The sequence below is a fragment of the Streptomyces sp. Edi4 genome, assembly GCF_040253615.1.
GTDB lineage: Bacteria > Actinomycetota > Actinomycetes > Streptomycetales > Streptomycetaceae > Streptomyces.
In genome coordinates this window covers 6,770,847-6,791,208 of sequence record NZ_JBEJGY010000004.1, presented here as the reverse complement: position 1 = coordinate 6,791,208, position 20,362 = coordinate 6,770,847, and the positions used below count along the sequence as shown (strand labels likewise).

The window sequence follows — 20,362 nt, the reverse complement described above, 5'->3', positions numbered from 1 at the left end:
ACGGGAGTTCGGGCCGGGTTCGGTCACGCGAGTGCGGGTGTCTCCAGGGTAAGGGTGCCCCGGTCCGCGTCCAGGACGGCCGCCACGCCGAGCGGCATCGTCAGGGCGTTGTCGCAGTGCCCGAATCCGACGTTCTCGGCGATGGGCACGCCCAGGCGGCCCAGGCGTTCGCGCAGCACCGGACGGACGCGCTCCTCGTAGGGTCCGCACTCCCGCCAGGAGCCCAGCGCGATGCCGGTGACGCCCTCCAGGCGTCCCGCGCGCAGGAGTTGGCTCAGCGTGCGGTCCAGGCGGTAGTCCTGCTCGCCGATGTCTTCGAGCAGGAGCAGGCCGCCCTCGGCCGGCGGGCGGGCGCCGGGGGTGGCGAGGTCCGCGGCGAGCAGCGACAGACAGCCGCCGAACGTGACGCCGCGGGCCCTGCCCGGCACCAGGGCGCCGGCGCCCGGCAGCCCGAGCGTCAGGGCGGCCTCCGGCTCGAACAAGGTGGTGCGCAGGGACTCCTGCGTGGCCGTGTCGGTGAGGAAGGAGAGCGTGGCGGCCATCGGTCCGTACAGGGTGGACAGGCCGAGCCGGGCGGCGAATGCCTCGTGCAGCACGGTCGCGTCGCTGTAGCCGATGAACACCTTGGGGCCTGCGGCGCGCAGCGCGTCCCAGTCGAGGAGGTCGATCATGCGCTGGGCGCCGTAGCCGCCGCGCGCGCACATCACCGCTTCGACGCGGGGGTCGCACCAGGCGTCCTGGAAGTCGCGCGCCCGCTTCTCGTCCTCGCCCGCCAGATATCGGAACTCCGGGTCCCGTTCGGCCACTTGGGCGGTGGTGACGGGATCGAGTCCCCAGCCGCGCAGTACGTCGAGCCCGGCCCACAGCCGCTGTTCGACCACCGGGCCGCTGGGGGCGACCACGGCGATCCTGGCGCCCGGGCGCAGGCGGGGCGGCCGGGTGAGCGCGGTGGCGGCGTTCATATGGTGAGCTCCAGGACCGGGATGTCGTTACGGTCGATCGCGAACACCTGGCTATACAGGGAGAGTTCGGCTTCGATCGCACGGATCATGGTCTCGGAGCGGCGGAAGCCGTGGCCCTCGCCCTCGAAGGTGAGATAGGCGTGCCCGATGCCGCGTCCGGCCATCTTCTCCAGGAACTCCTCGCACTGCACGGGCGGGCAGATCGCGTCGTCCATGCCTTGGAGCAGCAGGAACGGCGCGGTGACGCGGTCCGCCTTGCGGCCGGGCGAGCGTTCGAGATAACGGCCCGGCACGTCGGCATAGGGGCCGATCAACGTGTCCAGGTAGCGCGATTCGAAGTCGTGGGTGACGCCGAGCCAGCCGGCGAGGTCGAGGACGGGATAGCTGATGGTGGCGCACGCGTACACGTCGGTGGTGGCGAGGGAGGCGGCCGCGGTCCAGCCGCCCGCGCTGCCGCCCCGGATCGCGATGCGGCGGGGATCGGCCGCGCCTTCCTCGGCCAGGGCGCGGGCCACCGCGGCGCAGTCCTCGACGTCGACGACGCCCCACTGCTCGCGCAGCCGGTTGCGGTAGGCGCGTCCGTAACCGGTGGAGCCGCCGTAGTCGACCTTGACGACACCGATGCCGCGCGAGGTGAAGTAGGCGGCCTCCAGGTCGAGTACGAGGGAGAAGCTCGCGGTGGGGCCGCCGTGCGCCCAGACCACATAGGGCGGCCGTTCGCCTTCGGGGCCCGTGCGGTCCGGGTGGCGCGGCGGGTAGACGTGCGCGTGGACGTCACGGCCGCCGGGGCCGGCGAAGGTGCGGATCACCGGCTCGGGGTAGTAGGCGGGATCCACGGTGTCGGTGTGGCCGCGGCCGATCACGCGGGCGCGGCCCGTGGCGGTGTCCAGTTCGACGAGTTCGGCGCCGGTCCGCGAACTCGCGGCGACCCCGACGACACGGCTGCCGTGTGCGGTGAGTGTCGCGCCCCACTGCTGCCAGGGTCCCACCGCGTCGACGAGGTCGCCGCCGCGCGGATCGAGTATGCCGAGCGCGGTGGCGCCCTTGCCGTGCACGACGGCGATCAGGCCGTTGTCCAGGGGCTGGAACCAGCGTCGTCCGATCTGCCACAGCGGCCCGGCGAACTCCTCCTCGCGCGGGCACAGAGCCGTCGTCGTCCCCTGATCGGGGTCCATGGCGTACAGGTTCCACCAGCCCGAGCGGTCGGAGCTGAACAGGAGCTGCCCCTCGACGGACCACTCGGCCTGTGCGATGGACTCGTCCGGGCCTCCGGCGACGGCGCGCGCACCGTGCGCGAGGCCGTCCGCGCCGATGTCCGCGAGGATCAGCTCGGTGCCGTCCCACGGCATCCTCGGGTGGTCCCAGGCGATCCAGACGGCGCGGCCGCCATCGGGCGAGAGCCGGGGGCCGGTGACGAAACGGTGGCGGCCGTCACTCAACTCCCGTATACGCGACCGCGCTTGGGCCGCCGACCCGTCCAGCGGTACGGCCGCGATCACCCGGCGTACGTCGGTGGGCGCCTCACCGGTGAACTCCTCCAGGACGCACCACACTTCGCCACGCTCCACGTCGATCCGGGGATCGGCCCAGCGCAGCCCGGAGCCGACCGGACAGAGCGGAGTCAGCGGGCGCGGCGGGGCGCCGGTGTCGGGCTCGTAGGCGTAGAGCCGCTGGTCGGCGAAGTGCACGAACACGATCAGGGGACCCTCGCCGGCCCGGGCCGCGCCGTGCCAGGGCGTACCGCCGTACTCCATGAGGCGGCTGCGCACGTTCCACGGCTCGGGCAGCGCCACCTCGCTCTCGCCGTCGGGGCGCCGGCGCACCAGGGCGGACCGGCCGCCCTCGGTGGGGCGCGCCAGCGTCCACCACAGCTCGTCACCGACCATCCCCACGTGGTCGGGGTGCCCGTCGCGGGCGACCGCGACGGCGGCGTCGATCGGCGAGGGCCAGCTTCCATAAGCCCCGGTGGGCACCATCGTGTGCAACTCCCCTATGCGGACCGCAGGTAGTGGTCGAGGACGCGGACGCCGAAGTGCAGGGCGTCCACGGGCACTCGTTCGTCGACGCCGTGGAACAGCGCCTGGTAGTCGAGGCCGGCCGGCATCCGCAGCGGCGCGAAACCGTAGCCGGTGATGCCAAGGCGCGAGAACTGCTTGGCGTCGGTGCCGCCCGACATGCAGTACGGCACGACGTGGCCCTCCGGCGCGAACCGCTCGATGGCGGCCCGTAGTTTGCGGTACGTCGGCGCGTCGACGGGCGCCTCCAGCGGCACACCCCGGTGGTAGTAGTCCCAGTCGACATCGGGGCCGGTCAGCTCGTCCATGGTGGTCTCGAAGGCGTCCTCACCGCCGGGTACGGTGCGCCCGTCGACGTATCCGGTGGCGATCCCCGGGATGACGTTGACCTTGTAACCGGCGTCCAGCATCGTCGGGTTGGCGCTGTTGCGCAGGACCGGTGCGACCAGGGCGGCGGCGGGGCCGAGCTTGCCGAGCAGTTCGTCGGCGTCGAAGTCGTCGGCGCCCGGGTCGGCTTCGATTCCGTGCAGGGCGGCGAGCGCGACCAGGCTCGCGCGGACGGTCGGCGTGAGGCGGACCGGCCACTCGTGGGCGTCGATGCGGGCGATGGCGGCGGCGAGCCTGCTGACGGCGTTGGCGCGGTTCACCTTCGAGCCGTGGCCCGTGCGGCCGCGCGCGGTGAGCCGCAGCCAGGCGGTGCCGCGCTCCCCCGCGCCGATCGGGTAGATCTCCATGCCGGGTCCGGCGTGGAAGGTGACGCCGCCCGATTCGCTGATGCCCTCGGTGCAGCCCTCGAACAGCTCCGGGTGGTGGTCGGTGAGGAAGGACGCGCCGTCGATGGCGCTGTCCTCCTCGTCGGCGGTGAAGGCGAGGACGATGTCGCGCCGCGGCCGCACCCCGTGCCGGGCCCAGGCCCGTACGACGGCGAGGACCATCGCGTCCATGTTCTTCATGTCGACCGCGCCCCGGCCCCACACCATCCCGTCGCGGACCTCGCCGGAGAAGGGGTGCACCTGCCAGTCGGCGGGCTCGGCGGGCACCACGTCGAGGTGGCCGTGGACAAGCAGGGCGTCGGCGCAGGGGTCACTGCCCTCGATCCGGGCGACCACGTTCGTACGCCCTACGGTGCGCTCCAGCATGCGGGGCTCAAGGCCCGCATCGGCCAGCCGTTCGGCCACGTACTCGGCGGCGGGGCGCTCGCGGCAGTCGCCGCCGCCCCGGTTGCTGGTGTCGATCCGGATCAGCCCGGAGGTGAGGGCCACCACCTCGTCGAGCGCCACCTGATCGGCCGTCTCCACCTCAGCCATACTGCTCCTCCACCGCGGACGAGACGATCGTGGTGACCGCCTTGAACGTGCGGATTCCCTCATACATCGTCGAACTGGTGTAAGAGACGCGCCGTTCACCCGTACGCGCCACGCCGGGCACGACGGTGGCCGCGTCGGACAGGTGCTCGGCGTCGAACTCGATGTCCACGGTGAACGGGCCGCCGTCCACCGGGGCCGCTCTGCCGGCGAGCCGCGTGGCCTCCTTGGCGGCGGCCCGGATGTCACGGGCGGTGCGGGCGGGGGTGCGGCACACCGCCGCGTACCGCGAGACATGGTCCTTGACGGCGACCTTGCGGGCGTCGGGCGCGTACGCCTCGGCGTCGGCGCAGGTGAGGTCGTCGCCCGTCACCAGGACCACGGGCACGCCGTACTCCGCGGCGACATGGGCGTTGAGCAGCCCCTCGCTTGCGCGGGCACCATTGAGCCACACCCCGGTGATGGAGTTGGCGAGGTAGGTGTGGGCGAGGACGCCTGCCGTGCCGGCGCCCGTGTGGTAGCCCACGAAGGCGATCGCGTCCACGTCGCCGTGCTGGATTCCTTCCACCATGGACAGCGACTTGTGCTTGCCGGTGAGCATCTGGGCGCGCTCGTCGAGGCGTTCGAGCAGCAGGTTGCGCATGGACCAGTGCGCTTCGTTGATGAGTACGTCGTCGGCGCCTCCGTCGAAGAATCCGAGCACGGCCGCGTTCACGTCGGAGGTGAACATCGACCGGCAGCGCTCCCACTGGGGCGTACCCGGCAGCACATCGGCCGGCCAGGTGACTCCGGTGGCGCCTTCCATGTCGGCGCTGATGAGGATCTTCATGCGCACGACGCTACCGGCCGCCGAATGTGCTGGCCAGGGGTGGCACCGGCCGAACAGGTCCACAAGGTGACATCAGTCGCGGCCGAGTTGAGAGGGCACCGACCCTGGCCGACTCGCGATGCCCCGTGGTGACGCAGACCGCGTATCGGCGCAGGGGATTGCGTTGTGGGATTACCCGTTTGAGCGGTGTTGGCCACAGCACGACGTCTCGTAACGAATTGGCCCTCTTGGTGGGCGCGGAAAGCGGCTCGTCAACACCGGATTCTTTCGCCACCACACCGGGGCTCCGACACCGGGGCTGAAAGCGTGGTGACGTTTTGCGACTTGTGGTTGCATCTGTCGCGTTGGGGGCACGGCAACCACGCCGTGAAAGATCTGCCGAGCCGGAGGTGTTCAGGTCGTGGGCACACGTGGATGGGTCCGTGCTTTTCATCAGCTCGCGGCCAGAAGGCATGCGCGTGCTTACCCCTATGGACTGCTCGCGCCCGTGGCACGGGTCGCTACTACTGAAACCGCTGAAAAAGTCCGTGCGTTCCTGGCAGGCCACGGAATCCGGTCCACTGTCGCCCCCAGCCCGCCGCATTGGCGCAGGAGAGGCGTGCGAGCGCAGCTGCACGTGCAGGTGCTGGTCTTCATCGAGGATGTTTCACTCGCGAGGCATCTGGTGAACCTCTGGGCCGTCCCCGTCCAGCCGGCCTGACGGCGTCGCCGGTGATCCGGCGCCGAATCATTCACCCTGACCAGCATGGGCCAACGGCAACCCTCTCCAGAGCCCGACCGGCAAGACATTCATATCGCCACTCTTCCGCCTCATCCGGGTGAAAAACTCCGCCCACGCGTCCCACTCTCGTGCGAACGGGTGGAATATGGGGCTACGTTGGCGGAACGGGCAATTTATTGCTGTGGCTCAGCGCGGTCAGGATGGGCACACATACCCACCGCACCGCATGAGGAGATCGGTTCCGCGACCAGTCATACGTTGTCATAAACCACGCCGGCGGGGTCGCCCCGACTCGGAGTGGCGTTGCCTTCAGCGCGACCAGCACACAGCAGCAACCAAGTAGAAGCGATGGAACACAGCCCCAGCCCGCAGGGCACAAGTGGGGCGTGGCCGCCTGAGCAGGCGGCCCCAACCTTCGGGAGCACGACGTATGACCTCTGCGCACCGCACCCCTTCTTCCGGTCATCGTGCAGGGCCGGAATCCAAGGGTGAAAAGCTCGCGACGTGGGCGGATGGCCGCGTCGGCCTGTTCGCGATGGCCAAGCCGAATCTCAGGAAGATCTTTCCCGATCATTGGTCTTATATGCTCGGAGAGGTCGCCCTCTACTCCTTCGTCATCATCATTCTGACTGGTGTCTATCTGACCTTGTGGTTCAAGCCCAGCATGGCTGAAGTCATTTACGACGGATCATACGTACCGTTGAGCGGCATCCGTATGAGTGAAGCCTTCAAGTCGACCATGGACATCAGCTTCGAGCAGCGTGGCGGCCTACTGCTCCGTCAAATCCATCACTGGGCCGCTGTCATCTTCATCGCATCCATGCTCGTCCATATGATGCGCGTCTTCTTCACCGGCGCGTTCCGTAGGCCCCGAGAGGTGAACTGGCTCTTCGGCGCCGGGCTTTTGATCCTCGGAATGTTCGACGGCTTCATGGGCTACTCACTCCCGGACGACCTGCTCTCCGGAACCGGAGTGCGTTTCATGGAGGGCGCGATTCTCTCCGTGCCGATCGTCGGCACGTATCTTTCCTTCTTCTTCTTCGGCGGGGAGTTCCCCGGCGTGGAATTGATCGCGCGGTTGTACACGATCCACGTGCTGCTGATCCCGGGCATCATGCTGGGCCTGCTCGTGGCCCACCTGGCGCTGGTCTTCTACCACAAGCACACCCACAGCTGGGGCCCCGGCAGGAACAACAACAATGTCGTCGGAATGCCCCTGATGCCGGTCTACATGGCTAAGGCCGGCGGATTCTTCTTCCTCGTCTTCGGTGTCATCGCCGCAATGGCGGCCACTGCCCAGATCAACCCGATCTGGGCGTACGGGCCCTATCGGCCCGATCAGGTGACGACCGACGCCCAGCCGGACTGGTACATGGGTTATTCCGAGGGTTTGATCCGCATCATGCCCGGCTGGGAGATCAATCTTTGGGGGCACACCCTTCAGCTCGGTGTTTTCATTCCGCTGATCATCTTCCCGTGCGTCCTTCTGGTGCTGTGGCTGTATCCGTTTTTCGAGGCCTGGGTCACCGGCGACCATCGCGAACACCACATCACGGAGCGTCCCCGGAACAACCCGACGCGTACGGCGTTCGGGGCTGCCTGGACCGCCGAGTACATGCTCCTGCTGCTTGGCGGCGGCAACGACTTGCTGGCCACGCACTTCCACCTTTCGATCAACGTGATCACCTGGTTTGCCCGGATCGGCTTCTTCGTGGTGCCGGTGCTCGCGTTCGTCGTCACCAAGAGGATCTGCCTCGGGCTTCAGCGCCGCGACAAGGAAAAAGTGGAACACGGCCGGGAGACCGGCCTCATCAAGCGCCTGTCGCACGGTGAGTTCGTCGAGCTCCATGAGCCCCTTTCGCGGGAACAGTTGTTCACGCTGACCGCGCACGACCAATACGCTCCCCGTGACCTGCCGTCGTCCACGGACGAAAACGGCGTCGAGCGCAAGATCAAGTGGAGTGAGAAGCTGCGTATCAGGCTCTCGAGGTCCTACTACGGTGACGATGGGCAGATCGCCAAGGCGACCGCCGCCCATCACAGAGAGCATGCCACCAGCGATCATCACTGATCGAACGCCACCGTGAGCTGTGCTCAGGCTTTGGGAGCGGGATGCGGCGCCGGTGGTGACAACGGGTCGGGTGGCTTCGCTTCGAGACGGCGGGCTGGCGCTTGCGTGGACCGACTGCTCCGTAGGTTCTGGTGGCCCAACGCCCCTGCGTGAAGGGGGCGTTGGTGGCGGCGCACGCCGATTCACCGGGGCCGTCCGGAGTCGCCCGGGGTCTGTGGATACTTGCGATATGCGTATCGACTTCGATCCCGGCGCCATGTCCTCGACCGAGTTCTACCGGCTGCTCACGGCGACCGTGGTGCCCCGCCCCATCGCGTGGGTGTCGACGGTGTCGTCCGACGGGATCCCCAATCTCGCGCCACACTCCTTCTTCAGCATCGCCGCCATCGCGCCGCCCGTCGTGCAGTTCACCTCGGTCGGGCGCAAGGACTCGCTGCGCAATGTCGAGGCGACGGGACAGTTCGTGGTCAATCTGGCGTCCGAACCGCTCATGAACCAGGTCAACGCCACCGCGACCTCCTTCCCGCACGGGGTGAGCGAGTTCGAGCAGGCGGGCCTGGCCACCGAGCCGAGCCTGCGGGTGAAGCCGCCCCGGGTGGCCGAGTCGCCGGTGGCCCTGGAGTGCGAGCTGCACAGCACGCTCGGCATCGGCGACTCGACCGTCGTGTTCGGCCGGGTCGTGCACGCGGTGGTGGCGGACGAGGTCATGGTCGACGGACACCCCGAGATCGGCCGCCTGCTGCCGCTGACCCGGCTCGGCCGGGACGAGTGGGGCACGGTCGGTTCCGTGCATGAGGTCAGCCGGGTGCCTTACGCGGGACCCGAGGGCGCTTGAGCGGTCCGGCCGCGCCGGGGAGCCCGCGGGCGGGTCGGTCGCCCCGGGGACGTGGGGCGCGGCCGGGGCGTGCGGGGCCCGGGTACGCGGACCACCCTGGGGGCATGGGGACATCAGAAACACGCCGACGCCGGTCCTCGCTCGGACTCGTACGGACACGCGGGGCGGCGCGCCTCGCGAGGCGGGTCTGGGCCGCTGGACGCCTGGCGGGCCGCTGGGAGGAACGGCTTCGCCGCCTGTCGGGCCGCCGCACACGGTGGTCACGGCGCCCCGCGCGCCGGATCTAGCGTCCGGCGGCGGCCACCGTGCCCAGCTGCTCCACGCGTCGGCGCACCGCCTCGACGGCGCCCTGACGACGGCCCGGCACCTGCTCACGCAGCGCGATCAGGGCCGGCGCGAGCGCTCGCGCGCGCTCGGGGTCGGCCAGCTGCTCCCACTGGTGATGGGCGCGGTCCACGGCGGCCTGCACATCGCTGTCGTCCGCGTCCTGGCCCCGGGTGAGTCTGCCCTGCGCGCACGACATCCACAGCTCGCACGAGCGCGCCGGATCCTGGGCCAGCCGGGCGAGGTCGGCGCGCACCTCCAGCCAGTGCAAAGCTTCCTGGGACGAGGGGCCGTGGGCCCGCCACGCCTCGCTCTCCCACATCGCCGCCATCGACGCCGCCTCACCGTGGCGTCCCGCACGGGCGGCGGCCAGGATCGCCGGGTGCGGGTCGGCCGACGCGCGCGGGGTGACGGGCGGTTCGGAGGGCAGGGGCGGCAGGGGCGGCAGAGTCCTGGCTACGCCGGCCCGTAGTGCGGGCGGGGTCGCCCGCGGTACGGGCGGGGTCTCCCGCGGTACTGGCAAGGTCGCCCGCGTTCCGGGCGGCGGCGCGGTGGGGTCGCCGCTCGGGGGTGCGGGGTTCGGGGCGGATGCCGCGTCCGCGCTCAGGAGCAGCGCGTTCTCGGGGCCGCTGTGATCGACGGCGTACGCGTGGAGCTCGGCGAGCGGCGGCCGGGCCCCACCGCGCCAGACCCGCGCGTACGTTTTGAGGTAGTCCGGCGAGGCCACCGCGCGGCGTGGCGCGGGCGGGACGATCCTGCCGTGGAGCCGGACACCGGGGCCAAGGGCGAGGCCTTCCTGGCGCAGTCGCTCCCACGCCTCCGGGTCGGCGACCAGGTCGACGATCACGGTGGTCGTGCCGGGCTCGCGCGCCTGGAACGCGTGCGCCAGCCAGAGCCAGGGCAGGGCGGTGTAGCGCACGCTCGTCCGCGTGGTGCGGGCCAGCGCCAGATGCGCCTGGTGCGCGCGGGAGTCGAGGTGCAGTTGGCCCGCGAGGTACACCGACACCGGCCCGGGCGACGCGGCCACGGCACGGACCCTGGTCAGCACGGTCTGCGGGTCGACCGGATCGGCGAGCTCCACGACGCTGGCGGTGTCCGTACCGGTCAGCACACCCGGAGGCACGGCGGCCAGCCCGGGAAGCACCGACGCCGCGTCGATGAGACGCCCCTTGTTCGCCGGGGCGGCCGCCAGCAGCAGCGCCGTACCCGGTTCCTGCCCCTTGATCAGCACACGAGCACCGTATCGGGTCCGCCCCACCCGTGGCTGCGCCGCGGGCTCAACTCCCGCACGGGGAGCGGCAATCGGGAACGCTTCGGGATGTAGGTGAGCAAACCGTCTCCGTCCCGGCAATCCGGTGGACCGACCCGGGGCCCTGGTCGGCTCGGGCCCTGGTCGGCTCGGGCCCTGGCCGGCTCGACCCTTGGCCGACCCGGCTCCTCGCGGGCCCGGGTCCTCACCGGCTGGGGTCCGGGGCCGACCCGGGCCTCGCCAATCCGGGGCCGGGTCCGGTCCGGTTCCCCACCAGCCCGGGCCCGGGCCGGCCCGCCGCCCCTTCGCGTGGCTCGCGGCGGGCGCTCGCGCCATGCTGGGAGCGTGATCACCGTGCTGCTGGTAGCCACCGACGAGGAAGCGGCCGTGCTGCGTGAGCGCATCCACCGCAATCCCCACTTCCGCGTCATCGCACATACGCCGAGCCCCCGGCTCGCCCTGGCGCAGGCGTACGTCCTGCTGCCCGACGTCACCGTCCTCGACCCCAGCATGGACGGTGACAGCGATCCGGCCGCCCTGTTCACGGGGCTGCGCTCGCTGACGCCGCCCAGCGCCGTCGTCCTGCGCACGACGCCTGCCACCGCCGTCTTTCCCGAGCTGCGCACCGTCCTGGAGGAAGGCGCCGTCCACACCGCCGCCCGGGACGATCACGATGCCCTCATGGACGCGCTGCTCACCATCGGGCGCCGGCGCGAGAGCTGCGACCCCGACCACTGACCCGCACCCGCCCCCGGGCCGCCTGCGACCGGGCCGGGGGCGTCCGGCGTGCGGGCGCTGGGCCCGCGCGAGACAATGGACAGGTCTATGTGCCGAAAAGTTGGCATTCCTGGGCGTGAGTGAGGGTCCCGTGACGGCACCACCGAGCAAAACCGGCATCTCCGCGAAGCGGGCCATCGCCTCCAGCGAGGTGGCTCTCGGGGCGCCGTGCTGGGTGAGTCTGATGGCGCGGGACCTGAGTGCCGCGCTCGATTTCTACGGCACGGTCCTCGGCTGGCGCTTCCGCTCGGGCGTGCTGGGCGAGGAGTTCCGGATCGCGCTCGCGAACGGGGTGCCGGTGGCGGGGATCGGCGCGCTGGCGCCCGCGCTCCAGGTCGCGGTCGCCTGGACGCCGTACTTCGCGGTGGAGGACGCCGATGTCACCGCGTCCCGGATCCGTGAGCGCGGCGGCACGGTGGCGGTGGGCCCGGTCGCGCTGCACACCGGGCGCGGGGCGCTGGCGGCGGACCGGGACGGGGCGGTGTTCGGGCTGTGGCAGGGGCCGCTGGTGTCGCAGTGGGAGACGTGGCGCGACACCGCGCCGGCCTGGACGCGGTTGCAGACCCGGGACGCCTTCGACGCGGCGATCTTCTACGGGGAGGTCCTGGACTGGGCGCGCGAGGGCCCGGGCTGCTGCGATGTGCGCTACGAGCACGACGAGGTCGTCCTGCGCCACGGCGGCCACGTGGTGGCGCGGCTGACCTCAGGGGCGGTGGAAGCCGCACCCGATCCGAGCCTGCGCCCGCACTGGCACACCCACTTCACCGTCGACGACCCGCTCCACCACGCGGTGAAGGCCCGGGCGCACGGCGCCACCGTCCTGGCCGAAGGCGTCTCACCCGGCGGCCCGTGGGCCCGCCTGAGCGACCCCGACGGGGCCACCTTCACGCTCAGCACGCCGGGCTGACCGCCGCGCGGCGCCGTCCACACTCCGGTCGGGCACCTCAGGCCGCGCGGCCCACGACCAGCCAGCGCGAGGGCAGCTCGATGCGTCGGCCGTCCCCGGTGTACTCCGTGGTCAGGAGCGGGAGTTCGCCTTCGGCGAGCACCGTGAGACCCGCCGTCGCGAGGAGTTCTGTGAGCGCGCGGTCGGAGACCTCGCCCGGCGCTATCCCGTGGGCGAAGACCGGCCGCAATTTGGGTGGCGGGCCCGCCGGGCTCTGGGCGAGGCCCATCAGCACGGGCTTGGCGTCCTCGGCGAGTTCCACCACGAAGGCGCGGCCCGTGTCGCCGATCAGGGTGGCTATGGCGTCCGCCACGGGCTGGCGGTCGCTCTGCTCGCACTGGTGCAGCACACCCCGTACGTACACGTTGACGTCTCCGAGCCGGTCGCGCAGGGCCTGGACCGCCTTGGCGTCGGCGGCGTCCAGCTGCTCGAACTCCGCCTCACCGGCCGGGTCCTGGCTGCGTGCCCGCTCGACGGCGGCGAGGGAGAGGTCCACACCCACCACCTTCGCGAAGTGGCTCGCGAGGTAGCGGGTCTGCGTGCCGTTGCCGCAGCCGAGGTCCACCATCGGCAGGTCGGGGCGGTCGATGCGCGGCGAGAAGTGGGCCAGGTGGCGGGCGGCGGTGAGCGCGGGTTCCGCGTCCCAGAAGACCGTGCCCGGCTCGTTGGGCGCCTCGCCCCAGAACCCGTCCCAGGCGTCCTTGTACTTACGCGTCACGCTCATGACCGACTCCCCGGGCAGCCTCACAGTGTCAAGATCGGTGTACCGCGTGGGGCGCACGCCGGGCAAGCCTCCGGCAGACACCTTCACCTGCCGTTCGAGCGGTCGTGATGGATACCGACCGCAGGCATCTACCGTGGAAGCAGGGCGATTTAAGGCTTCGCCGTCTCCCTTCGCGTCACCTGCTTCCGCGTGCCGCGCGGGGCAGCGCCACGTCGAACCAGACCGTCTTGCCGTTGCCGGTGCGGCTGCTGCCCCAGGCGTGGGCGAGCTCGCTGACCACCCGCAGACCCCGGCCCGCCTCGTCGTCGGGGCCGGCGCTGAGCAGCGAGGGCAGGGTGTGGTCGTCGTCGGCCACCTCGCACAGGAGCGCTTCGGCGCGCACCAGACGCAGCTCGACCTGGCGGCCGTGCGCGTGCCGGATGCCGTTGGTGACGACCTCGCTGACCAGCAGCTCGACGGTTTCCGTGACGGCCGCGAGGCCCCACTGGACGAGCTGTTCGCGCACCAGGTGCCGGGCGCGGCCCACCTCTTGCGCGTCGGCGGCGAGCCGCCACTCGGCGACGTCCTCGCGGGCGATCCCGTTCAGGCGCGCCATGAGCAGGGCCACGTCGTCCTTGCGTCCGCCCCGGGTGTTGAGGGAGCGGATGATCGTGTCGCAGGCGTCGTCCATGGACGCCGCCGGGTGGGCGGCGGACTCGCAGAGCGTGGCGAGGCCCACGCCTATGTCCTCGCCGCGCACTTCGACGAGACCGTCGGTGCACATCACCAGCCGGTCGCCGGGCTCTACCGCGATACGGGCCGTCTCGAACGGCACTCCGCCGACGCCGATGGGGGCGCCCGTGGGCAGGTCGATCAGTTCGCTGCGCCCGTCGGCCGACCGTACGATCACCGGCGGTACGTGACCCGCGTTGGCCATCAACAGCTCGCCCTTGATCGGGTCGTACACGGCGTACAGACAGGTGGCGAGGTAGTGCTCGCCCAGGCGCTGTGCCAAGTCGTCCAGATTGCGCAGGAGTTGATCGGGTGGCAGGTCGAGGGCGGCCATGGTCTGGACGGCCGTGCGCAACTGTCCCATCATGGCGGCCGAGTTGAGGCCGTGGCCCATGACGTCGCCGACCACGAGCGCGGTCCGCGAGCCGGGCAGCTTGACCGAGTCGAACCAGTCGCCGCCGACGCGGCCGAGCAGCGTGCCCGGCAGATAGCGGGTCGCGGTGTCGCAGCCCGCCATGCGCGGGGCGACCTGCGGGAGCATCGAGTCCTGAAGGGTCTCGGCGACGCTTTCCTGGTAGGTGTACATGCGGGCGTTGTCGAGTACGAGCCCGGCGCGGGCGGCCAGTTCGGCGCCGGTGACGCGGTCCATGTCGTTGAACTCGGCCCGCTCGGCGTGGCGCAGCAGGATCATGAAGCCGAGCACCACGTTGCGCGCCTTGAGCGGGACCACCAGCATGGAGCGGCCGTTGATGAGCGGCCGGATGTCGCGCTTTTCGAACTGCGAGGCGATGGCGGTGCCCATCTGCTCGCTGATCCGGGGCACGAGGACGGGCTCGCCCGAGGTCATGCACTGGAAGAACGGGGTGTGCGCGGGGAACGGCATGGATTCGCCGACCGGTACGACGTCGTCCCAGCGGCCCGGTTCCTCGACGTGTTCGAGGGCGACGCGGTGCCACAGGGTGCGCTCGTCGGGCGCGCCGTCGGGGAAGCCCTCGCCCGCGATGACCTGCTCGCGCAGATAGGTGCCGGCGACATCGGTGAAGCGGGGGACGACGGCGGCGCTGACCTCCTGGATGGTGCGGGCGAGGTCCAGTGAGGAGCCGATGCGGCCGCTGACCTCGTTGAGGAATTCCAGCCGTTCGCGCACCGCCGCGTATTCGAGGTCGGCGGCGAATTCGGGTGAGCGGGGCTGGGCCCACGACACGGGCTCCAGGGGGTGGCGCCGGCGCGCGGAGCGGAGTTCGGCGCGCCGGGGCACACCCCAGTCGGGTGTGACGGGCACCCGGTCGTGACGGCTGAACTCCAGGACGGGATAGCCCAGTTCGAGGACCTGGGACACGATGCGGGAGCTCTCGCCGACGCTCACGCTGGGCAGGATCTCCGGCAGCCGCCGGGCCAGCTCGTCGGCGCCGGGGAACTCGGTGTGCAGGGCGAAGCCGGGCGCTATCCGCTCGAAGGGGTTCGCGTCGTCGTCGGGGCCATCGAGGCCATCGAGGCCGTCGGGACCGTGGGGGCCGTCTGGGTCCTCGCGCTCCCGGTGCAGCTGGGCCGCGTCGGCCGCCAGGACCAGGAGCCGTTCGGGCCCGGGGCCGACCAGCGGATAGGCCCACCACACCACGTCGGTGCGCTCACGGCCGGGCTCGCGCAGCGTGGCCCGGCCGGTGCTGGGGAAGGCGGTGCGGCCGGTCAGCGGCCCGTCGAGGCCGGGACCTGCCTCCTCGAACTCCTCATAGCCGTCGCAGTCGTGGTCGTAGTGGCGCTCCAGCGCTCCGGAGACCGGGAGCAGGTCGACGGCGGGCCGGCCCACCGCGTCCTTTTTGTCGGGACCGAAGAGCCTGCGCGCGCCGGAGGACCAGTGCGACACCAGGCCCTCGCCGTCCACGACGATCACGGCGAGCGGGATCCGGCCGGCCACGGCGGGCTGTCGCGCCGGCTCCGGCGCAGTACCACGGTCCATGGATGGGGGGCTCCTTCCCCGCCGCGGCGAACGGCGGCTGTCCACCACCGTACGGCTATCGGCGCACCGCGCGCGGGGCAACTCCACAATAGGCGTACGCCCCCGCGCACATGCCGGACGCATTGACCAAAGGTCAGCCTCCGTGGTCCGGTTGAGGCCAGTCCCAGTGGTTCAGTCGAGGTCAGTCCTCGTGGCCCAGTTGGAGGTCGCGCTCGGTGCGGCCGCCGCCGGCGACCTGGAGGACGGTGGCCACCGGCGGATACCCGGCCGCGATGACCGTGTACTCGCCGGAGGACAGGTCGACGAATCTGAAGGTGCCGTCGGGGCCGGTGGTGAGGGTGTCCACGACGTTGCCCGCGGCGTCGAGCAGGGTGACCCGGGCGTCCTCGACGGGGCGTCCGCCGCCCGCGCGGACCGTGCCGCGCAGCACCGCGCCGCCGGCCAGCTCGATGTCCTGGCGGGTCTCGCGCGAGGCCTGCACGCTGACCGGGAGCGCGGCGGGCCGGAAGGCGGGGGCGCTGGCGGCCAGGGTGTACTCCCCCGCCACCAGCTCCGTGATCACATAGCCCCCCTCGCGCCCGCTGCGGGTGGCGGCCACCACCTCGCCGCGTACGTCGGTGAGGGTGACGGCGGCGTCCCGCACGGGCGTGCCGTCGGCGGTGACGACGGCACCTGCGAGGCGGCCCGCGCCGCCGAGCACCACGTCGAGGTCGACGGGGCGTTCCCCGACGGTCACGGCGACGGCCTGCGGCTGGTGACCGCCGGCGGCGGCGATCAGGACGTAGGACCCGGCGCCCGGCACGCTCAGCGCGTACCGTCCGTCCGCGCCGCTCGCGCCGCGCCCGACCTGTTGGCCGCGTACGTCGACGAGGGTGAGGGCGGCGCGCGGCACGGTGGAACCGTCGTGGTGCTGGACGGTGCCGCAGACCGGAACGCCACTGGAGAAAGGGGAGGTGGGGGCGGTTCGCGCGTGCGGCAGGGGCGCGGTCTCGGCGATGGCGGCCGGGGGAAGCGTCTCGGCGGTGGGGGCGTTCTGGGACACCAGCGGTTTCTCCTTGAGGAAGAAGGCGAGGACGAAGCCGAGCACGAGCACCGGCACGAGGTAGAGGAAGATCCGCGGCATGGCGTCGGCGTAGGCCTGGATGTAGCCGTCGCGCAGCGCGGGCGGCATGGCGCGCACCAGCTGCGGGGTGATCGACTCGGGGTCGGGAAGGCGCGCCGAGGCCGGCAGCCGCTCGGCGAGCGCGTGGGCGAGGCGGTTGGTGAACAGGGTGCCGAAGACGGCGGCGCCGACGCTGCCGCCGATCTGCCGGAAGTAGTTGTTGGCGCTGGTGGCGGTGCCGAGGTCGGCGGGGTCGGCGGCGTTCTGCACGGCGACGATGAGGACCGGCATGACCAGGCCGATGCCCGCGCCGAGCACGGCCATCCAGATGCTGTAGTCGAGCCGGGGGGTGTCGGTGCCGAGCCGGGAGAGCAGCCACATGCCGACGGCGGAGACGGCTCCCCCGATGATCGGGTAGGGCTTGTAGCGCCCGGTTCGGCTGATGAGCTGGCCCGCGATGACGGAGGCGATGACGATGCCGCCCATCATGGGCAGCACGAGCAGTCCGGACGCGGTGGCGCTGACGCCGTCGACCATTTGCAGGAACGTCGGCAGATAGCTGGCGGCGCCGAAGAGGGCGACGCCGATGACGGCGCCGACGAGGCCGGAGACGGTGAAGACGGGGTCGCGGAAGAGCCGCAGGGGGATGACCGGTTCGGCCGCGTGGTTCTCGACGACCAGGAACAGCAGGGTCGTTCCGGCGGCGCCGGCGGCGAGCCCCAGGATGGTGCGCGAACCCCAGGCGTACTCGGTCCCGCCCCAACTGGTCAGCAGGACCAGACAGGTGGAGGCGGCGGCGAGCAGCAGCATGCCGAGCAGGTCGAGGCGGGGGCGCACGGCGGGCCTCGGCAGTCGGAGCACGGCGGTGACGACGGCGAGGGTGACCAGGCCGAAGGGCACGTTGATGTAGAAGCACCAGCGCCAGGAGGTGTGGTCGGTGAAGAACCCGCCGAGCAGGGGGCCCGCGACCGAGGCCAGCCCGAAGACGGCGCCGATCAGGCCCATGAAGCGGCCGCGCTCGCGGGGCGGCACGATGTCCGCGATGATCGCCTGCACGCCGATCATGAGGCCGCCGCCGCCGACGCCTTGCAGGGCGCGGAAGGCGATGAGCTGGTCCATCGTGCGCGACCAGCCCGCCAGCGCGGAGCCGATGACGAAGACGACGATCGCGAACTGGAAGACGGGTTTACGACCGAAGAGGTCGCCGAGCTTGCCGTAGATGGGCAGCCCGATGGTCGAGGCGAGCAGATAGGCGGTGACGGCCCAGGAGACCTTGTCCAGGCCGCGCAGATCGCCGACGATCTTGGGCAGCGCGGTCGCGACGATCATCTGGTCGAGCGCCGCGAGCAGCAGCGTGAGCATCAGGCCCAGGAAGACCATCCGCACCCGGCGGGGGTCCAACTGCTTCTGGGGCGCGGCGCGTTCCTCCCCTGAAGGCACCGCCGCCACCGCCGGGGCCGCGGCGGGCCCGGTGGCCCGCCCGTCCTTCACCAGAGTGATCCCGCCCACGAAACTCTCCCCTCGTCACGCCCTGCGCCGACCATTTCTCGCATTACGCGACAACCGGGGCAAGCGGAGTGAGGGAGGGCGCCGGGCGTGCGCCGGGCGCTTATGCGCTGGCGGGAGCCCCTACGGCGCACAACCGTGGTGGACGGGAAGTCCACCCGAACCGGTGACCGCGCGGAGGGGGGCGCCCGGGGCCTCCCGGGGCTACTTCTCGGTCTTGGCGGCGAGGTTGGCGAGCATCGCGTCGTAGATGCGGCCAAGTCCCTTGGGCGCGAAGGTCCTTTCGAAGAACCCGCCGATGCCCGAAGCACCGTTCCACACGGTGGAGACGACGGCCTTGGAGCGGCCCTCGCCGGCCGGCGTGACCGTCCAGGTGGTGACCATGGAGGAGTTGCGGTCCTTCTCGACGAGCTGCCCGTCGGTCGGCTCGGTGACCTCCAGGAGGCAGTCGCGCACCCGCTTGCTGGTGGCCTGGAGCTTCCAGTGGACCAGGGTGCCCGCGCCGTCGCCGCCCTCGCGGACCTCGTACTCGCTGAAGTGCTCCGTCAGGAGTGCCGGGCGGCCGGCCCGGTAGTCGGCGAGCGTGTCGAACACGGTCTCCGGATCCGCCGCGATGATCCGTTCCGTCGTGGCTTCGACCTGTGCCATGGCGCTTCCTCCAGCAGTGGGTTTCCGGGGTCTCCGGGGATTTCGGGGTGGGCCAAGCCAACCACCTCGCGCTCGGCCGTCACAATCCGGGTTGCGATCAAGAAGGGAACATGTGTTCTATTCAGGGGTAGGAGTGACCGAACAGACCCGTGCGACCCGAGGAGGCGTTCATGCGCTGGGAGAATCTCGCCGATGACGACGCCCCGGCGGCCCGGGCGGGTACGGCCGCGCTGTTCGCCGCCGACGCGGTGACGACCCGAACGTTCGACACCCCCGAGTTCCGGGGGATCACCTTCCACGAGATCCGGGCACGCTCGATCGTCAACCGGGTGCCGGGTGCCTCCCGCATGCCGTTCGAGTGGACCGTCAACCCCTACCGGGGCTGTTCGCACGCGTGCGTGTACTGCTTCGCCCGCAAGACGCACAGCTATCTGGACCTGGACACCGGCCTCGGTTTCGACTCCCAGATCGTGGTGAAGGTCAACGCGCCGGAGCTGCTGCGCTCCCACCTCTCCTCGCGCCGCTGGCAGGGGGCGCACATCGCGATGGGCACCAATGTCGACTGCTACCAGCGCGCCGAGGGCCGTTACCGCCTGATGCCGGGCATCATCGCGGCCCTGCGCGATCACGCGAACCCGTTCTCCATCCTCACCAAGGGCACGCTCATCCTGCGGGACCTGGAGCTCCTGAAGCAGGCCGCCGCTGTGACGGATGTCGGCGCCTCGGTGTCCGTCGGCTTCCTCGACCAGGAGCTGTGGCGCACCGTCGAGCCGGGCACGCCCGCGCCGGAGCGCCGCCTCGACGTCGTACGGACGCTGACCGAGCACGGCGTCGGGTGCTCGGTCCTGATGGCCCCCGTGATCCCCTTCCTCGGCGACCACCCCGACCAGCTGCGTGCCACGGTCCGCGCGATCGCCGCGTCGGGCGCCACCTCGGTGACCCCGCTGACGCTCCATCTGCGGCCCGGCGCCCGCGAGTGGTTCATGGCCTGGCTCGGGCAGCACCATCCGCATCTGGTGCGCCGTTACGAGCGGCTGTACGCGGAAGGGGCGTACGCGCCCAAGTGGTACCAGCGCCGGATCACCGGCCAAGTGCACGAGCTGGCCACCGAGTTCGGCATCGGACCCGCCCGTCGCGGAGCGGCCCGGCGCATCCCGGCCGCCGCGCCGAGCGAGCCGGAGCCGACCCAGCTCACCCTGCTCTGAACCGCCCCGACGGCGCGCTGTCAGTGGCGTGCGCGAGGATGGGCGCATGACCTCATTGACCCATGTCCCCGCCCCCGAAGGCCTCGCGCCCAGCCCCGCCTACAGCCATGTGGTCTGGGGGACGGGACGGTTCGTCGCGATATCGGGGCAGTGCGCTCTGGACGAGGAGGGCGACGTGGTCGGCGCGGGCGACGCCCGGGCCCAGGCCGAGCGGGTCTTCGAGAACCTGCGCCGCGCCCTGGCCGCGGCGGGCGCCACGTTCGACGACGTGGTGAAGCTGACGTACTTCGTCACGGACATGGCCCACATGCCGGCGGTCCGCGCGGCGCGCGAGGCCGCCATGGGCCACGAGCGGCTGCCCGCGAGCTCGGCCGTCCAGGTCGGCGCCCTGGTCCGGCCCGAACTGCTCGTGGAGATCGAGGCGTTCGCGGTCACCGCGCCCGCCTAGATCGTGTCTTCGAAGTGGCGTCGTCCGG

General features: G+C 71.3%; 15 protein-coding genes. 6 read left to right on the top strand and 9 right to left on the bottom strand.

Annotated features, from left to right (window positions below; genetic code table 11):
• Nucleotides 1–23: 23 nt before the first annotated feature.
• Genes ABR738_RS32560 through ABR738_RS32545 form a run of 4 tightly spaced genes read right to left on the bottom strand, consistent with a single transcriptional unit; the run spans nt 24 to nt 5,110 of the window.
• Nucleotides 24–962 (bottom strand): S66 peptidase family protein, encoded by a 939-nt coding sequence (locus ABR738_RS32560; protein WP_350233515.1) that lies wholly within the window; start codon nt 960–962, stop codon nt 24–26.
• Complete coding sequence (locus ABR738_RS32555) at nt 959–2,938, bottom strand: S9 family peptidase (RefSeq protein WP_350233514.1); 1,980 nt, start codon at nt 2,936–2,938, stop codon at nt 959–961. Before ABR738_RS32555 ends, ABR738_RS32560 begins: the two co-directional genes overlap by 4 nt.
• 14 nt (nt 2,939–2,952) lie before the next feature.
• On the bottom strand, nt 2,953–4,284 hold the full coding sequence (locus ABR738_RS32550; RefSeq protein ID WP_350233513.1) for a M20/M25/M40 family metallo-hydrolase: 1,332 nt from the start codon (nt 4,282–4,284) through the stop codon (nt 2,953–2,955).
• On the bottom strand, nt 4,277–5,110 hold the full coding sequence (locus ABR738_RS32545; RefSeq protein WP_350233512.1) for a M55 family metallopeptidase: 834 nt from the start codon (nt 5,108–5,110) through the stop codon (nt 4,277–4,279). Before ABR738_RS32545 ends, ABR738_RS32550 begins: the two co-directional genes overlap by 8 nt.
• A 1,151-nt stretch (nt 5,111–6,261) precedes the next feature.
• Here ABR738_RS32545 and qcrB point away from each other — a divergent pair.
• Complete coding sequence (gene qcrB, locus ABR738_RS32540) at nt 6,262–7,902, top strand: cytochrome bc1 complex cytochrome b subunit (protein WP_350233511.1); 1,641 nt, start codon at nt 6,262–6,264, stop codon at nt 7,900–7,902.
• A 229-nt stretch (nt 7,903–8,131) separates the two neighbouring features.
• On the top strand, nt 8,132–8,737 hold the full coding sequence (locus tag ABR738_RS32535) for a flavin reductase family protein (protein ID WP_350233510.1): 606 nt from the start codon (nt 8,132–8,134) through the stop codon (nt 8,735–8,737).
• A 283-nt stretch (nt 8,738–9,020) separates the two neighbouring features.
• Here ABR738_RS32535 and ABR738_RS32530 read toward each other — a convergent pair whose 3' ends face one another.
• A complete protein-coding gene (locus ABR738_RS32530; protein ID WP_350233509.1) occupies nt 9,021–10,292 on the bottom strand; it encodes a hypothetical protein in 1,272 nt (423 codons plus the stop codon).
• 363 nt (nt 10,293–10,655) lie between these two features.
• Between ABR738_RS32530 and ABR738_RS32525 the strand changes: the two genes are divergently transcribed.
• Both ABR738_RS32525 and ABR738_RS32520 read left to right on the top strand, forming a co-directional pair.
• Complete coding sequence (locus ABR738_RS32525) at nt 10,656–11,048, top strand: response regulator (RefSeq protein ID WP_350233508.1); 393 nt, start codon at nt 10,656–10,658, stop codon at nt 11,046–11,048.
• Between the two features lie 130 nt (nt 11,049–11,178).
• Nucleotides 11,179–11,994 carry a VOC family protein gene (locus tag ABR738_RS32520; RefSeq protein ID WP_502964178.1) on the top strand — a complete coding sequence of 272 codons (816 nt, stop codon included), beginning with the start codon at nt 11,179–11,181 and terminating at the stop codon, nt 11,992–11,994.
• A 37-nt stretch (nt 11,995–12,031) separates the two neighbouring features.
• On the opposite strand, the gene ABR738_RS32515 is transcribed toward ABR738_RS32520, so the two are convergent.
• The 4 genes from ABR738_RS32515 to ABR738_RS32500 all read right to left on the bottom strand — a co-directional run bounded on the left by ABR738_RS32515 (nt 12,032) and on the right by ABR738_RS32500 (nt 18,681).
• Entirely contained in the window at nt 12,032–12,757 is a 726-nt protein-coding gene (locus tag ABR738_RS32515) for a class I SAM-dependent methyltransferase (RefSeq protein WP_350233507.1), read from the bottom strand.
• 175 nt (nt 12,758–12,932) lie between these two features.
• On the bottom strand, nt 12,933–15,425 hold the full coding sequence (locus ABR738_RS32510; RefSeq protein ID WP_350233506.1) for an ATP-binding SpoIIE family protein phosphatase: 2,493 nt from the start codon (nt 15,423–15,425) through the stop codon (nt 12,933–12,935).
• A gap of 181 nt (nt 15,426–15,606) precedes the next feature.
• Complete coding sequence (locus ABR738_RS32505) at nt 15,607–18,036, bottom strand: MFS transporter (RefSeq protein WP_502964177.1); 2,430 nt, start codon at nt 18,034–18,036, stop codon at nt 15,607–15,609.
• Nucleotides 18,037–18,237: 201 nt separating this feature from the next.
• Nucleotides 18,238–18,681 carry an SRPBCC family protein gene (locus ABR738_RS32500; RefSeq protein WP_350233505.1) on the bottom strand — a complete coding sequence of 148 codons (444 nt, stop codon included), beginning with the start codon at nt 18,679–18,681 and terminating at the stop codon, nt 18,238–18,240.
• Between the two features lie 170 nt (nt 18,682–18,851).
• On the opposite strand from ABR738_RS32500, the gene ABR738_RS32495 reads away from it, so the two are divergent.
• Both ABR738_RS32495 and ABR738_RS32490 read left to right on the top strand, forming a co-directional pair.
• A complete protein-coding gene (locus ABR738_RS32495; protein WP_350233504.1) occupies nt 18,852–19,886 on the top strand; it encodes an Rv2578c family radical SAM protein in 1,035 nt (344 codons plus the stop codon).
• Nucleotides 19,887–19,932: 46 nt separating this feature from the next.
• The gene (locus tag ABR738_RS32490) at nt 19,933–20,334 is read left to right on the top strand and encodes a RidA family protein (protein WP_350233503.1); all 402 of its coding nucleotides are present in this window, start codon (nt 19,933–19,935) and stop codon (nt 20,332–20,334) included.
• The last annotated feature ends 28 nt before the right edge of the window (nt 20,335–20,362 follow it).